14 protein-coding genes are annotated in these 14798 nt (G+C 70.8%); 4 read left to right on the top strand and 10 right to left on the bottom strand.

All coding sequences use genetic code 11. The annotated features are described in order from the left end of the window. Positions 1 to 732: 732 nt before the first annotated feature. From ACGFIQ_RS17765 to ACGFIQ_RS17750, 4 genes are all read right to left on the bottom strand, one after another. Positions 733 to 1851 (bottom strand): hypothetical protein, encoded by a 1119-nt coding sequence (locus ACGFIQ_RS17765; protein ID WP_393244771.1) that lies wholly within the window; start codon positions 1849 to 1851, stop codon positions 733 to 735. A 78-nt stretch (positions 1852 to 1929) separates the two neighbouring features. Further along, a complete protein-coding gene (locus ACGFIQ_RS17760; RefSeq protein WP_393244769.1) occupies positions 1930 to 2700 on the bottom strand; it encodes a hypothetical protein in 771 nt (256 codons plus the stop codon). A 94-nt stretch (positions 2701 to 2794) separates the two neighbouring features. Then, entirely contained in the window at positions 2795 to 3670 is an 876-nt protein-coding gene (locus ACGFIQ_RS17755) for an alpha/beta fold hydrolase (protein ID WP_393244767.1), read from the bottom strand. A 148-nt stretch (positions 3671 to 3818) separates the two neighbouring features. Continuing rightward, positions 3819 to 4190, bottom strand: coding sequence for a hypothetical protein (locus ACGFIQ_RS17750; RefSeq protein ID WP_393244765.1), 372 nt, complete (start codon positions 4188 to 4190; stop codon positions 3819 to 3821). Positions 4191 to 4437: 247 nt separating this feature from the next. Here ACGFIQ_RS17750 and ACGFIQ_RS17745 point away from each other — a divergent pair, with 247 nt between their 5' ends. Beyond that, positions 4438 to 4878: a VOC family protein gene (locus tag ACGFIQ_RS17745; protein WP_393244763.1), complete on the top strand. Its 441-nt coding sequence runs from the start codon at positions 4438 to 4440 to the stop codon at positions 4876 to 4878. Between the two features lie 15 nt (positions 4879 to 4893). Here ACGFIQ_RS17745 and ACGFIQ_RS17740 read toward each other — a convergent pair whose 3' ends face one another. Then, positions 4894 to 5388 carry a GNAT family N-acetyltransferase gene (locus ACGFIQ_RS17740; RefSeq protein WP_393244761.1) on the bottom strand — a complete coding sequence of 165 codons (495 nt, stop codon included), beginning with the start codon at positions 5386 to 5388 and terminating at the stop codon, positions 4894 to 4896. Between the two features lie 66 nt (positions 5389 to 5454). Here ACGFIQ_RS17740 and ACGFIQ_RS17735 point away from each other — a divergent pair, with 66 nt between their 5' ends. Next, positions 5455 to 5934 (top strand): GNAT family N-acetyltransferase, encoded by a 480-nt coding sequence (locus ACGFIQ_RS17735; protein ID WP_393244758.1) that lies wholly within the window; start codon positions 5455 to 5457, stop codon positions 5932 to 5934. A 50-nt stretch (positions 5935 to 5984) separates the two neighbouring features. Here ACGFIQ_RS17735 and ACGFIQ_RS17730 read toward each other — a convergent pair whose 3' ends face one another. Then, positions 5985 to 6923: an NAD-dependent epimerase/dehydratase family protein gene (locus ACGFIQ_RS17730; protein WP_393244756.1), complete on the bottom strand. Its 939-nt coding sequence runs from the start codon at positions 6921 to 6923 to the stop codon at positions 5985 to 5987. Positions 6924 to 7140: 217 nt separating this feature from the next. On the opposite strand from ACGFIQ_RS17730, the gene ACGFIQ_RS17725 reads away from it, so the two are divergent. After that, positions 7141 to 7725, top strand: a complete 585-nt coding sequence (locus ACGFIQ_RS17725) for a hypothetical protein (RefSeq protein ID WP_393244754.1) — start codon at positions 7141 to 7143, stop codon at positions 7723 to 7725. A gap of 112 nt (positions 7726 to 7837) precedes the next feature. Here the strand turns inward: ACGFIQ_RS17725 and ACGFIQ_RS17720 are convergent, their stop codons facing one another. The 4 genes from ACGFIQ_RS17720 to ACGFIQ_RS17705 form a co-directional block, all read right to left on the bottom strand. Further along, on the bottom strand, positions 7838 to 10669 hold the full coding sequence (locus tag ACGFIQ_RS17720) for a PQQ-dependent sugar dehydrogenase (protein WP_393244752.1): 2832 nt from the start codon (positions 10667 to 10669) through the stop codon (positions 7838 to 7840). A gap of 89 nt (positions 10670 to 10758) precedes the next feature. Further along, the gene (locus ACGFIQ_RS17715) at positions 10759 to 11958 is read right to left on the bottom strand and encodes a ThuA domain-containing protein (RefSeq protein ID WP_393244750.1); all 1200 of its coding nucleotides are present in this window, start codon (positions 11956 to 11958) and stop codon (positions 10759 to 10761) included. A gap of 395 nt (positions 11959 to 12353) precedes the next feature. Continuing rightward, positions 12354 to 13208 carry a type II CAAX prenyl endopeptidase Rce1 family protein gene (locus ACGFIQ_RS17710; protein WP_393244748.1) on the bottom strand — a complete coding sequence of 285 codons (855 nt, stop codon included), beginning with the start codon at positions 13206 to 13208 and terminating at the stop codon, positions 12354 to 12356. Between the two features lie 37 nt (positions 13209 to 13245). Next, complete coding sequence (locus ACGFIQ_RS17705; RefSeq protein WP_393244746.1) at positions 13246 to 13989, bottom strand: SAM-dependent methyltransferase; 744 nt, start codon at positions 13987 to 13989, stop codon at positions 13246 to 13248. A 74-nt stretch (positions 13990 to 14063) separates the two neighbouring features. Between ACGFIQ_RS17705 and mug the strand changes: the two genes are divergently transcribed. Beyond that, positions 14064 to 14633: a G/U mismatch-specific DNA glycosylase gene (gene mug, locus ACGFIQ_RS17700; RefSeq protein ID WP_393244744.1), complete on the top strand. Its 570-nt coding sequence runs from the start codon at positions 14064 to 14066 to the stop codon at positions 14631 to 14633. Positions 14634 to 14798: the final 165 nt, after the last annotated feature.

Here is a 14798-nt window from a genome sequence, read left to right as displayed (position 1 = left end):
GAGGTATCTCTTACGTCGCCGGCCATGCCTCCGGCGAGGCGGTGCGCCGGGACATGCACGCCATCCGCGAGAGCCTGCACTGCACGACGGTGATGGTGATCGGCACCGATACCCGGACGCAGATGGACGCCGCGCGGCACGCCCTGGACGTCGGGCTCGACGTCTACATCCGGCCGTACCTCGCCGACCGCCCGCACCGCGAGATCCTGGCCCATCTCACGGCGACGGCCGCCGCGGCCGAGGAACTGCGCGTGCGGTACCCGGGTCGGGTCACGCTGCTGCTCGGCAGCGAATTCTCCCTCACCTCCCCGGGGATGCTCCCGGGACCGCGTGTCTTCATCCGACTCCAGGTGCTGGTGCGGTGGCGACGCTTCTTCGACCGCCGGATCACCCGCAGACTCAACGCCCTGCTGGGCGCCGCCCTGCCTGTTGCCCGCGCCGCGTTCCACGGGCCGGTCACCTACACCGCGGGCTTCTGGGAGAAGGTCGACTGGTCCGGCTTCGACGTCATCGGCGTCAACCTCTACCGTCTCGGCCCCAACCCGGCCGCCTACCAGCAACGGCTGATTGCCCTGCTGAAGGAGGCGGACCGGCCGGTGGTCATCACCGAGTTCGGGTGCGGCGCCCACCTCGGGGCCGAGCGCCGTGGGCCCGGCGCGTTTCGGATCGTGAACTGGTTCGCCCGACCGCCCCGGGTCAGGGACGGGCACGTACGCGAAGAGGCCACCCAGGCTAGCCCCTCCCCACGAATGCTGAGAACAGGCCCCGCTCGTGGAACGCGGCGAGTCGCTCCGGTGGCAGGCAGCTGGCCAGGTTCCGTTCCAGGTCGACCAGTTCGAGGTCGACCGCGTACACCACGAAATCGTCGGTGACCGGCAGGGTGGCCGACCAGTCGCGCAGGTTCAGCCGAGCCGCCACCGCGCACCACAGCCGCCGGCCGATCGCGGATCCGGCCGCCACGTCGGCGTCGTCCGCGTCGAGCAGGGCGAGTTCCTGCTGGACGAGCCGAGACGGTTCGGTGTCGCCGAGGTCGATGCCGGTGCTGGCCTCGAAGTCCGCCGGCGACCAGGCAGCTCGGGCGTCGATCGAGGCCAGTTCGGCGCGCTCGTCCGCGGTGGCCGCGCTGATGTCGATCACCAGCTGTGTCGGCCGGTCATAGCCGAGGGCGAGGCAGGCGATGGGGTCGCCGACTGCCAGCCGCGCGGCGGCGTCCGGGACCAGCGCGACAAGACTGTCCTCGATGGCGCGGCACGCCGACGCAAGATCGAAGCCTGCGGGTGGGCGGGCGTACCGCGTTCGCGACTGGTTGCCCCGGACCTCGACGAGCCGGTGCAGACCGTGGTCGTCGTGCTCGGCCACCAGTACGGCAGGCGGGCCGCCGCTGTGCTCGATCTCGACGCGGCTGATCCGCCCATCGGTGTACGAGTACGACTCTCGCCCCGAGCCGCGTCGCGCGACCATGGTGGCCGTGCGCATCAGCCCGCCTTCGAAGCGGTACTCGTGCAGGTGGATCGGGTCGTCTGTGCCGAAGTGCGCCACCTCGACGACCTCGTCGCCGTGGCGGTAGAACGTCTCGTAGTGCAGCGTGCCGTGGAGAAAGCCGCTGTACTCCTCGACCACGGCCACGCGGCCCTGGGCGTCGAACCCGACACGCAGCACGTCCCGATCTGTCGGGGGACGGGCATCCAGACGACGCCCAGGCTTGAGCAGGTCCCGTTCGAAGTGCAACGGACGCAGATCGAGACCCGGCCAGGTGTACCAGTCCCAGCCCTCGACGAGCGCGGTCGCCGCCCGCTTGCGGGCCTCGTGTTCGTCGGCGAGCTGGGCGAACCGCGCGGCGAGATCAGGCATGTCCAGGATCGTACGGACGACGCGTACCATCGGTGGCCGCCGCGGAGCGGGACCGCCGGGTCACCGATGAACCAGGCCCTAACGGTGCGCAATGGACGAGCCGGCCGGCCGGCCATCGACGCGCAGATCGTTCAGTGTGGAGGCGAGGCGGGCCGCGAGCGCCGCATCGGTGAGCGTGATTTCGGCGATCAGCGCGGCCGTCGCCGCGGACAGAGCGCGGGTGAGTTCGGCTTCGTCGAGCGCACGGACCAGGGTGGCGTGCAGCGGCGCGGTCACGTCCGGGGCAAGCAGGTGGGCGCCTTTCGCGTAGCTGGTGGGATGACCGAGGCGCAGGCAGGCCAGGGCGAGAACCTGGCCGCGTAGGGCGCTGATCCACTGCTCGGCCTGCCACCAGCGGTGTCGTTGGATGCAGATCCACGCGTGCAGGGCGTGGTGCCAACCCATCCCGACCAGGGTCCGCCGGCCGGGGGACGGCTCTTCCTGCGCCGGTGCGGGATGCCCGAAGACGGTACGCCAGGTCGGACCGCGCGGCCCGAACTGGGCGGCCGGGGTGAACCCGATGTCCACCTCGAGCATGCCGGGAAGCAGGAACACCCGGTACACCGACGAGCCGGACGGCAGATCCCAGTGGTGGACGGCGGCGAAGTCGCGGTAGAGCAGGTCGCTCCAGCGGTGCAGCGCCGAATCCAGTGCGCCGTCGATACCGAGGACCAGGTCGATGTCGGACCATCGGTCTGCGCCCTCGACGGCGTGGGATCCGGTGACCGCGGCCCCGACGACGGCGGGGTCACGGTCGGCTGCGGCGAGCAACCGCTCCCGGATCGAGTCACGCGTGCCGACGGAGAACACCGCGCCACCCTACGCCTCGATCCCGGGTCGCTCAGCCACCGTTCCCGGCGGCCCGACGAGGCGCGGGTTTGCGGCTGAGTGACACCGAGGCGGCTCAGGCGTTGTCGAGCACGAACGTTCGCATGAGGTCGGCGCATTCGGCCGCGTGCGTCTCCAACAGGAAGTGGCCGCCGTCGTAGATGTGCGCCTCCATGCGCGCGAGAGCCCGGTGGTAGGCCAGAACCTCGTCGACGTCGAAGAACGGGTCGTGCCGTCCCCAGAGCACCAGCGCCGGCGGCTGGTGGGCCCGGTGGTACTCGGCCAGCTCGGCGAAGCGGGCGACGTGGTTGGCGTAGTCGGTGAACAGCGCGAACTGGGCGTCGATGTTGCCGGGTCGACGCATGCGCTCCCAGTCGAGGTGCCACGACTCGGGAGGTTGCAGGGCGCGCACGCCCTCGGGCAGCCCGGCGAGGTACTGGTCCCGGGTGCCGGCGAAGGTCAACCAGTCCGGCAGTTTGGCGCGCTGCTGGTCGCTCGGGTCGGCCCAGTACGCCTTGGCGTCGTCCCACTGCTCGCCGAGGCCGTCGTCGTGCGCGTTGCCGCTCTGCACGATGAGGCCGCGGATGCGATGGGGGTCGCGGGTGGCCAGGTGGTAGCCCACGGGTGCGCCGAAGTCGTGCAGGTAGACGAAGAAGTGGTCCACCCCGAGCTGGTCGAGGAGGTGCTCGATCGTCCGGGACAGGTTCTCGAAGGTGTAGTCGTACGCGTCGATGGTCGGTGACGACGACATGCCGAAGCCGGGAAGATCGGGCGCGATCACGTGCGCGACGTCGGCCAACGTGGGCATGACCTCGCGGAAGGTGTGCGACGAACTCGGAAAGCCGTGCAGCAGCAGTACGGTCGGCTGACCGGCGCGCCCCGCCTCGCGGAAGAACACCTCCAGCCCGTCGACGTCGGCCTGTCGATGGCGGACCTTCCGGATCGCCTGCATCGCGTCCTCCTCCCACAGCGTTGGCGAGCATCGGGTGCCCGCCGAACATCCGCGCACCACCGGCAGCGACGTCCATTGTTCCCTGCCCGGCCGGGCCGCGCAGGCACTGCCGCTCCAACCCGTACCCGACAGCACCGCTGGCAGAGCCTCAGCGTGGATGCGCCTGCCCGCGGTTGAGGTGGCGGTGGAACCATGCCGCCGCCGCGGCGGCATCTGTCGTTGGATCGACACAGTCGAGCCGCAGCCCGGCCGGGCCCGCGGTGTTGATGAGGGCGTCATCGGCTCGCACGCCGTCGTCCCAGTTGAGACACGCCGGGCTCCAGCCGCCACGCAGGTTCTTGCCGTCATAGTCGAGCCGCAGGGTCTGGTGGATCCGGTTTTCCCGGAGGAGGTCGTACGACGCGATCATCCAGAGGGTGCCGTCCTCGTCCTGGTGGTACCAGTCCTGAACATCCGGGACGAGCTTCGCGAGTGCGGTGAAGAAGGCGGTCTCGTCGGCAGTGGGCTCGGCATCCCGCATAGATCCGAGTCTCGCACCGGCAACGACGAGGCGCACGGGAGGGCCCGGTCGGGCCTGCGATGCTGATGCTCCACGGCGTCGCCGGGCAGGCCAGGAGCGGTGCTCCTGCCGCTGGCAGGCGCGAAACAGTCCTCGGAAACGCGGAGACCGTGACGGCCCGGACGACCCATGTCGAGAACGGCCGGGCGGTTCCGTCTCCCGGTGGTGAGCGGCCGGTGTGGCCGCACGGCAGAAAGGCAGACCCGCCATGGCGATCCAGCGGATGGACAACGTCCTCATCGTTGTCGACGACCTCGACGCGGTCATCGCGTTCTTCGTCGAACTCGGCATGGAGTTGGAGGGCAGGCGGCCGGTCGAGGGGCGTTGGGTGGAGCGTGTGATCGGGATCGACGACGTCCGGCAGGAGGTCGCGATGCTGCGGACCCCGGACGGCCACGGCAAGGTCGAGCTGGCGATGTTCCACACGCCGAAGGCGATCCGTGCCGAGTCGACCGACGCCCCCACGAACACGCTGGGCATCCGTCGCATCATGTTCGCCGTCGACGACGTGGAGGACGTCATCGCCCGCCTCCGTACGCACGGGGCCGAGCTCGTCGGTGAGCTGGCCCAGTACGAGGACAGCTACCGGCTCTGCTACGTCCGTGGCCCCGAGGGCATCATCGTCGGACTGGCCGAACAACTCGGCTGAGGGCCGCCGAAGTGGTCACGCCCGAAGGTCGGCGAGCATGGTGTCCGCGTTCTCGAACGACTCGACCGTGCGGAACCCCTCGGCGGCGTACAACCCGGCGGCGAAGTTCGCCCGCTCCACGCTCAGCGACACCCGGTCGGTGCGGCGTGCACGCGCGACGTCCAGGGCGGCGCGCAGCAACACCCGACCCACACCTCGGCCCCGCCACGATTCCAGCACGCCGATGGTCAGCTCCGGCACGTCGTCACTCACGTACCCGTATCCCGGATCGGCGGCGCTCAGGTGCCGCAACCAGGCCGCGCCGACCGGCCGGCCAGCCGGCTGCGTCGCGACCACCCCGACGTCGTCGGGCCGCATCCACCCGGTGACGTAGTGCGCGAACGCGGGATTCGCCAGGATCTGCTCGCGAGACCAGTTGCGCTCCGGCAGCCAGTTCACCGCCTCCACCAGCATGTCGACCAGAAACTCACGATCGGTCGGGGTGGCCGCACGGATGTCGACGTTCTGCACCGCCACACACTGCCACAGGACCAGTTTCCGTGAGTGGGAAAAACAGTCCTGGCTACGCTTCGGGGCATGTTCCGTGCGGCGCGGCTCGACGACTTCGAGCAGATCATCCGACTCTATCGGCAACTGAACGCGGACGATCCGGTGCTTGCGGATGGCTCCGACGAAGCGGCCTTCCAGCAGATCGTCAGCTCACCGGGGCTGCACCTGTTCGTCCTCGAACTGGACGGGATCGTCGTCGCCACGACGTACCTCAATGTGATCCCCAACCTCAGCCGGTCGGCGGCGCCCTACGCGGTCATCGAGAACGTCGTCGTCGACGAGTCGCGGCGCGGCACGGGCCTCGGCAGGCAGATCATGGCGGGCACGCTCCAGGCGGCGTGGGACGCCGGCTGCTACAAGGCCATGCTGATGACGGGCTCGCGTGACCCCGCGACCCACGGCTTCTACCGGGCCTGCGGGTTCTCGGCGGACGTCAAGACCGCGTACCTCGCACGACCATCCCCACCCCCGTCGAGCGCGGGCGACCCGTCGCCTACCGCCTCTTGACACGAAGGCGCGGCCAGGCATCTCCGCCGCGCGTCTCGATCGACATACGGCTACCCCGCCGTCGCGGCACCAGCTGGCGCCGTCGTCGGGAAGGTCTCGCGGAGCGCGGAGTCCAGTGACCGGCCGGTCGTCGGCTCGACGAACAGCTCGACGAGCAGGAGGTCCGCGAGGTGGCTCAGGTTGATGCCCGACTCCTTGCCCCCGAGGCCCTGCAACGCGCCGCCAAGGCGGAACGCGGCCTTCGCCGCGCCGGCCGGCAGTCGGCCGACCCGGCGGCGTCGGCCGACCGCCTCGGCGATCCGCCCGATCATGTCGCCCCAGGTCAGGTTCTCGTCGGCGACCGGGATGTCCGCGCCGCTGGCCTGCTCCAGGGCGTCCGCCGTGACCTCGGCGACGCTGCGTGCCGACACCGCGGCGCTTCCGCCGGTCGGCACGGCAAGGGGGGTACGGGACCGCGCCCACCGGTCCAGCGGCCCGGCCCAGTTCGGCAGCCGGTCACCGGCCCGACCGAACACGAAGGGCAGTTCGAGGACGGCGACGGGCAGATCCGGGCCGGCCGCCGCCCGTCCCTCGCGGGCCTGCTCGACCCGGCACCTGATGTACGTGTGCCGCTCGGCGAGCCGCCACTGCGGATGCAGCCTGTCGAAATAGGTGTAGTACGAGCCCATCACGGCACCGCGGGTGAGACCCTCCAGACGGGCGGCGGTGAACAGGCGCACCACCGGGTCGACGTTGTCGCGGCGGAACCGCGGGTAGATCGGCTTGGGCAGCGGCCGCTGCTCGTCGGTGCGGGTGGCGTACACGACGCCGTCGTGACCGGCGAGCAGCGGCCGCAGGTCCTCGACCGAGGCGGACCCGAGGTCGAGCAGGTGGTCGACCCCCGGCTGGGCGGTCCGTGCCACCGTGGTGGTGGCATGGCCGCGCTCGCGCAGCACGTCCACGACATGAGCGCCGATCAGGCCACTGCCACCCACCACGAGGATTCGCACGGTGCATGGTCCACTCCGGACCGGGGTGTTTGTCAAGCCACCGGACAGCCCCCTGGGGTTGGCGGTCGGAGTCAGCACGCTCCGGCGTCGCATCGCCCACGCTAGGGTCGGGCGGGCGATCCACAGTGGTCCTGTCGTGTACGGTCGGTGACGGTTGCCTGACTGCGGAACGCACCGCGTCGTGTCTGAGAAAACTTTCACGAATCCGGGGGTGGGGATGTCCGAGCCGCGCGCCTTCTGGCTGGACGAGCAGTTCGACCGTGAGCACGGCACCGACACCGGTGGCCGCTACGAGGCCGAGGTGCGGCGGCGGATCGACGACTTCGCCAACACCTGGGGTGACATCTCGCCTGTGGAGTTCGCGGCGACAGCCTGGCGGGTCGCCACCGCTCTGTCGCCCGGCTTCGTCCGCTGGCACCGGCGGATCGTCTCGGCGACCTGCGCGCGAAGCCCGTGGGACGGCAGCATGGTGTGCGCCGTGACGGTGGTGTCCCGCTGGCCGGCCGAGCTGACCTGGACCAGGCAGTGGCAGCGCGACCGCGGCTGGCGGGACTGGCCCCAGCTGTTCGGCCAGTACACGACCCCGACCGAGCAGGACCAGACCCGCAGCCCGCACCTGCGGGCGATGCTCCAGGTCGAGGCGCCGGTGCCGCTGGACCAGCTGCCACCGGCTCCGGACGGCCCGGACGACGACGTCGCCACCACGGCGCGCCGAGCCATGGTGGTGCTGGCCCGGGAGCTCAACGACCTTCTCGCCCCGATGATCGGCCAGCTCGACGCCGGGGTGCCCGCAGGCTCGTGAGTCCACTGGGCCGGTGGCCACGCCAAAAGAACCGGGGCGGACGGTTTTCACCGCCCGCCCCGGACTCCCGCCGTACGGCGGCCCGGCCGCCGACCAGGCCGGGTACCGCCGCCTAGCTGGTCAGGACGAACCTCTCCCAGGACCCGACCGACGTGCGGTTGGCGATCAACGAGCCCGCACCGGCGTTCTCGGCGGCCACGATCTGGTTGTTGGCCAGAGCCCGCAGGCCGACCGTGCCGTCCGAGTTGTTGATGATCTGGAAGGTCTCCCACGGGCCGATCGTCGTGCGGCTCGCGACCAACGGACTGGCGCCGGCGTTGTCGGCGCACACGTACAGCCCGTTGGCGCGCGACCGCAGGGCGATGTTGCCGTTGCCGGCGTCCACCCGGTCGAACTGCTCGGTCGTCGAGACGCTGGCCTTGTTGGCGATCAGCGGGTTGGTGCCGACGGCCGACACGTACTGGTTGTTGACCTGCGCCCGCAGCGTGATCCCTCCGCTGGGGGTGGTGGTGCCGGTGGTGAAGGTGAACGCGTCGACATCGAACAGGTAGCCGGACCCGCCCTTGAACACCAGGTACAGCGCGGTCGACGCGCTCGGCGGGTTGCTGATCGTGCCGGACGACTCGACGAAGGTCTCCCAGTTACCGGTCACCGGTACCGTGACGGTGCCCAGCAGGGTGCCGGTGGCCGACCCGGCCCGGACCTCGATGGTGCCACCGGCGCCGGCCGACGACGTCCGCACGGTGATGCGGTTGGCGTTGGACAGGTTGTACGGCTGGTACGAGATCCAGTCGTTGTTCTCGATGAACCCGGCGGTGCGACCACCCTCGGCGTTGGTGTGATCGGTCGCCTGGACACCGGACTGGGCGCTGAAGTGCTCACCCTGGCGGTGCTTCGGCTGCAGGGTCTTGATGCTGTGCGTGGTGAGCCCACCGTTGTCGGTGTAGGCGGCGTCGAAGACTCCGTAGATGTTGGCCGCGGAGTCGTGCTCCCCGTCCGTCGGGACGGTGATGGAGCCGCTGCAACCGGTCTTCGAGGTGATCTGGTGCGCGTGGCTGTCGTGGCCCAGCGCGTAGGTCAGGCTCACCTTGGAGCAGTCGATCGTGCCGTCCTGCGGGTCGGTCACCGAGATCTGGTACGGCACGGTGTCACCGAAGCTGAACAGCTGCCCGTCGGCCGGCGTGGTCAGCGTCACCGTCGGCGCGGTGTTCCCCACGGTGATGACCAGGCTCGCCGTGCCGGACTGGCCGGTCGGGTCGGTGACCTTCAGGGTGGGGGAGTAGGTGCCGTTGGTGGTGTACGTCTTGGTGGGGTTGGCCGCCGTCGACGTGGTGCCGTCGCCGAAGGTCCACAGGTAGCTGAGCGCCCCACCCTCCGGGTCCGAGCTGCCGGCCGACGAGAAGTTGACCGTCAGCGGGTTGGCCCCCGACGTGGGGTTCGCCGAGGCGACCGCGATCGGGCTGCGGTTGCCACCACCGATGTACTCGATCCGGAAGAGCGCCTGGTTGTTCGAGCCGGTGCCGTAGTCCAGCACGTACAGCGCGCCGTCCGGGCCGAAGGCCATGTCCATGACCTGGGTGCCGCTCCACGGGAAGTTGGAGATCTCCCCGCGCGAGCCGTCGGAGTTGACCGCGATGGCCTTGATCCAACGACGGCCGTACTCACCGGCGAAGAACTGGCCGTTGAGCGACGACGGGAACTTGATGCTGGAGTTGAGCGAGGCGTCGTACCGGTAGACCGGCCCGCCCATCGGCGACTCGGAGCCGCTGCCGAACTCCGACGGAGACCCGGAGTCGCCGGCGTACTTGATCCAGGCCGGCTTCGCCGCGGGCAGCGTGCCGAGGCCGGTGTTGCGGAACGAGTTGTTGGTCGGCCCGCCCGTGCAGTTGTACTTGGACTGCGACGGCCCGGACGGGAAGGTGTACTCGTTGTACGTCTCGGTGCTGGTGTTGGTGCCGGTGCAGTACGGCCAGCCGTAGTTGCCGGGCGCCGCGATGCGGTTGAACTCGACCTGACCCGACGGGCCACGGCTGGAGTTCGTCGACCCGGAGTCGGGGCCGTAGTCGCCGAGGTAGACGACACCGGTCGCCTTGTCGACGCTCATCCGGAACGGGTTGCGCAGACCCATCGCGTAGATCTCCGGGCGGGTGCCCGACGTGCCGGGCGCGAACAGGTTGCCCGACGGGATGGTGTACGTGCCGTCCGCCTGCGGCTTGATCCGCAGCACCTTGCCCCGCAGGTCGTTGGTGTTGGCCGACGTGCGCTGGGCGTCGAACTGCGGGTTGCGGTTGGTCCGCTCGTCCAGTGGCGCGTAGCCCGACGACTCGAACGGGTTGGTGTCGTCGCCGGTGGTCAGGTACAGGTTGCCGGCGGCGTCGAAGTCCAGGTCGCCGCCGACGTGGCAGCACTGCCCACGGTCGTTGGCGACCTGGAGCACGATCTTCTCGCTGCCCATGTTGAGCGTGTCGTCGCTGTTGAGGGTGAACCGGGACAGCCGCAGGTGCCCCTTCCACCGGTCCCAGTCAGACTGCGAGCCGGTGGTCGGCGCGTCGCCGGACGGGGTGCTCAGCGCGGGCGAGTAGTACAGGTAGATCCACCGGTTGGTGGCGAAGTTGGGGTCGACGGCGACGCCCTGCAACCCCTCCTCGTCGTGCGTGTAGACCGACAGGGTGCCGGAGGTCTTGGTGTTGCCGGCCACGTCGGTGACCCGCAGGACGCCGTTGCGGGCGGTGTGCAGCACCGAGCGGTTGGGCAGCACCGCCAGGGACATGGCCTCACCCAGCTCGGCCGAGCCGGTGGCGAGTTTGACCTGCTGGTAGTCGCTGGCGGGGATGACCACCGCCTGCGCGGTGGACGGTGCGGCGGCCACGGCCAGGGTCACGCTCGCGACGGTGGTGACCGCCGCGACGAGGACCCGGGGCCAGCGCCGAGGGTACGAGAACATGATCGTCCTTTCTCGACGACCGGGGGACGGGCGCGCGGGGGCGCGCCACGACCAGGTGGGGTGTGGTGGAGAACGAGCTGGGAACCAGGTCAGCTGGTGGTGACGAGGTCGAACTTCTCCCACTGACCGATGGAGGTCCGGTTGGCGATCAGCGGGGAGTTGCCCCCGTTGTCAGCGGAGACGTAACGGTTGTTCACCGTGGCCCGCAGGCTCACCGTGCCATCGGAGTTGCGCACGAGCTGGAACGTCTCCCAGGAGCCGGCGCTGGCCCGGTTGGCGATCAGCGGGGAGGACCCGGAGTTTTCCGCCGCGACGAACTGCCCGTTGCCCTTGGCGCGCAGGCCCACGTTGCCGTTGGCGAGGTTGACCAGGTCGAACCGCTCGGTCGTCCCGACGGAGGTCTTGTTGGCGATCAGCGCGGTGGTGGCGTTCGGCGCGCTCACGAACTTGCCGTTGGCGCGGGCCTTCAGGGTGGAGCCGGCGGGGGTGGGCGGCGGAGTCGTCGGCGGAGTCGTCGTCCGCGGCGAGCAGTCGGCGCTCACCGAACCCGAGGCGACCTGGAGACCGCCGAGCAGCATCCTGGTGAAGTTCGGGTCGGTGTACGACGCCTCGGTGTGCCCGAGGCCCGTGTACCAGGCCCGGCCGCCGCCGTACGCCTTGCACCAGGTGATCGGGTGGTCGCCGCTCATGTTGCCGCCGCTGTACGACGACTCGTCGAGGCTGGCGAGGACCCGCGCGGTGGACCGGGGGTTGGTGCGGTAGTTGTACCACTCGTCGGAGCGGGACCAGGTGGCGGGCAGGTGCGCCGTCGACGGGTTGGTCTGGTCCTCGATCTTCACGGTCGCCGTCTGGATCGCCGGGTGCGAGTCGAAGTACGCCCCGACCAGCGCGCCGTACCACGGCCAGCTGTACTCGGTGTCGGCGGCGGCGTGCACGCCGACGTACCCGCCGCCGGCGGCGATGTACGACTCGAAGGCCGTCTGCTGGCTGGCGTTGAGGACGTCGCCGGTCGTCGACATGAAGACCACCGCCTGGTATTGGGCCAGGTTGGAGGTGGTGAACTGGCCGGCATCCTCGGTCGCGGTGACGGTGAAGCCGTTGGCCGAGCCGAGCTGCTGGATCGCGGCGATGCCGTTGGGGATGGCCGAGTGGCGGAAGCCGGCGGTCTTGCTGAACACCAGGACCTTGGTCAGCGGTGCGGCCGAGGCCTGTGTGGGCAGGGCTACCAGGCCGGCCATCAACACGGCCAGGCCGGTGACGAGGGCCAACAGGCGGGGACGGGAACGCATGGTCTTGCTCCTCTGCTGAGCGGCGACCTCAGGCTGTGCACGCGGGCAGGCCGAAGGCCACAGTGGCGGTGGTGCGGAAGCCGGGCCGCCGATGCTCGGCTGAGGTGGTGCGGGGTGGTGGGGGGGGATGGGGCGCGCGACCAGCAGATCACGCCGACCGACACTTGTGGACGGTCGAATTGTATCGACTGGCATCGCTGACGCAGTAAACCTCCGATGTCTGCGCCCCGTCAAGCCCACGTTCACCGGCCCGGGTCCCCGCTGGCGCGGCTGGCGCCGGTGCCGCGCGCGACGTGTGGCCGGCTGTGGGTGCACCGACTAAGATTGGGGACTTCTCGCCGGGTACCTCGTGGCGCTGCGAGTTGATCATGGCAAGGTGCGACGATTCGGCGCGTTCACCCGCTCGGGGAGACACCGCTCCCGTGGCGGTCGAGCGGTGCCTCGGCGTACGGGTCCGGTTCGCGCGCCCGCCAGTCGAGGCGGTCCCGGTAGACGCGGCGCACGACCAGCCAGCCGACCGAGAACGGGACGGCCCCCATGGCCACGACTCCCAGGACGGCGGACCCGGTCACGTCGAAGACCGCTCCGACGTCACCGAACAGCTGGGCGACCGTCTGGAAGGCGAGGTGGAAGCCGATGCCCGCCCAGATGTCGCCGGTGGCGGCACGGAAGGTGCCCAGGAGAAGCGCGAAGACGAGGAACAGGGCGAGCCGGTCGACGGACCGGGCGGCCCCGATGAGGAACCCGAACAGGGTGAACAGCACCGCCTGCCCGATGACGGCCTGCCACGCCGGCAACCGGGTGGCGAGGTTGTGCTGCAGGTAGCCACGGAAGACCAGTTCCTCCGGCAGCGCCTCCAACAGCAGGACGAGCACGACCAGCAACGCCGCCACCCCCAGGGCGTCCCCGGCGGACGTCCGCACGCTGATCCTGACCCAGCCGAGACCGAGGCAGAGCGCGAACCCGACGGCGGCGGGGAGGAGCCAGCAGGCCATGCCGAGCAGCAGGCGACGCCAACCGGCCCGCAGCGAGGGCAGGCCGAGACCGGCCCAGGGACGTCGGTCGAGCCGGCGACGGGCAACCACGACCAGGGGTACGACGAGCGCCGTCGTGAGGACCGCCCCGACGGCATGGGTCGGGCGGTCGTAGTCGCGGTCGAGGAGAACCCCGAGCACCAGCCACACCAGCACGGCGCCCGTGCAGGCCACGAGGATCCGCGCGGGCAGGGCGACACGACGTCTGACGCTCACCGCCGGCAGCCTATCCAGTGGTGTCAACGCGGGCCGATCAGCGACCGAGGACGAGGTAGGCGAGGCCGAGGACGCCCCGGTAGCCACCGACGTACTGACGCAACCGCTCGTCGAGTTCCGCGCGGACGTCGGCCGCGCGGGGATCCTCCGGGTACGTCAGCAGCCACTCCTGACGGCCCGCGAGCCAGGTGGACTCGAAGTCGTCCCACTCCCGTTGGTCGGCGGTGCTCAGGTGCAGCACCCGCCAACCGCGCTCGCGGGCGGCCTCGACCAACCCGGGCAGGGGTGCGACCTCCGGGCCGAAGACCTCGGCGATCTCCGCCGTGGGTGACAGTTCCCAGTAGGCGTCACCGAACAGCAGCCGCCCACCGGGGCGGACCAGGGCGGCGAGGGCGTCGAGGGCGGCCCCGGTGCCGCCGAAGGCGTGTGCCGACCCGATGCACAGGACCCGGTCGGCCGGCTCCTGCCAGGCCGCCGCCGCACCCTCGACGAAGGTGACGTGTCGGTGCAGCGACCGGTCCGCGGCCAGCCGCCGTCCCCGGTCCAGGGCGTCGCCATCGGTGTCGACGCCGACGCCCCGCGTCGCCACCGGGCCGGACACGCCCCCGGCGGCGACCGCGCGCAGCAGCAGCTCGCCCCAACCGCAACCGAGGTCGAGGACGCGCGCGCCGGGGCGGACGTCGAGTCGGCGCAGCAGCAGCGCGGCGTGCTCCGGTGAGAGCGGCGTGTTCCAGCGCATCCGGGCGTAACGGCTGGCGGCGAGGTGGTCGGCTGACTGCATCCGCTGAGGGTGCCACGTCGTGATCGTCGGCGTGCGCCGTGTCCGGTGCCCGCGCGTACGGCAGGATCGGACTGGTGGACGCGCAGCGGTCGGGGCCGTTTCGGCCGCCGACCCCGCAGGAGGTGGCGGCGGCGGCCGGCCGGGGCCTGGCCGACGTGATCGGCCCCGGCCTACGGGTGCTGTTCTGCGGCTTCAACCCGGGTCTCTACTCCGCCGCCGTGGGGTTGCCCTTCGCCCGCAGGGGCAGCCGGTTCTGGCCGGCCCTGCACCGCGGCGGTTTCACCGACCGGGAGTTGCACCCGTGGGAGCACGACGAGTTGCTGCGTCAGGGCCTGGGCATCACCAGCCTGAGCAACCGGGCCACCGCCCGCGCCGCCGAGCTGACGTCTGACGAGCTGGTGGCCGGGGTGACGGGGTTGGCGGTGAAGGCCGAGCGGTACCGGCCGCGGTGGGTGGCCATCCTCGGGGTGACCGCGTACCAGATCGCCTTTGTCCGGCCCCGGGCCGGGCTGGGTCCGCAGCCGGATCGGCTGGGCCCGGCCCGGGTCTGGGTGCTGCCCAACCCCAGCGGCCTGAACGCGCACTTTCCGCTGCCGGCGCTGGCCGCCGAGTTCGCCAGGCTGCGGCGGGAGCTCGACCCCTAGGGCCTGTGTCAAAGCCCTCGGTCGAGCCGAGGCGGAGTCCAGGCGGCGATCCGGCAAGGCGGAGATTGGTCCGGATACCGGTGTTGTATCCGGGCCAATCTCCAACGCGGCCGGTCGTCGTCTGGGCCCGCCGCAGGCCGGCCAGGGGCTTTGACACAGGCCCTA

Source organism: Micromonospora sp. NPDC048898 (assembly GCF_043198035.1).
In the GTDB taxonomy this organism is placed as follows: domain Bacteria; phylum Actinomycetota; class Actinomycetes; order Mycobacteriales; family Micromonosporaceae; genus Micromonospora.
Note: the sequence above shows the minus strand (reverse complement) of the source record. Positions and strands in the feature narration are given on the sequence as shown.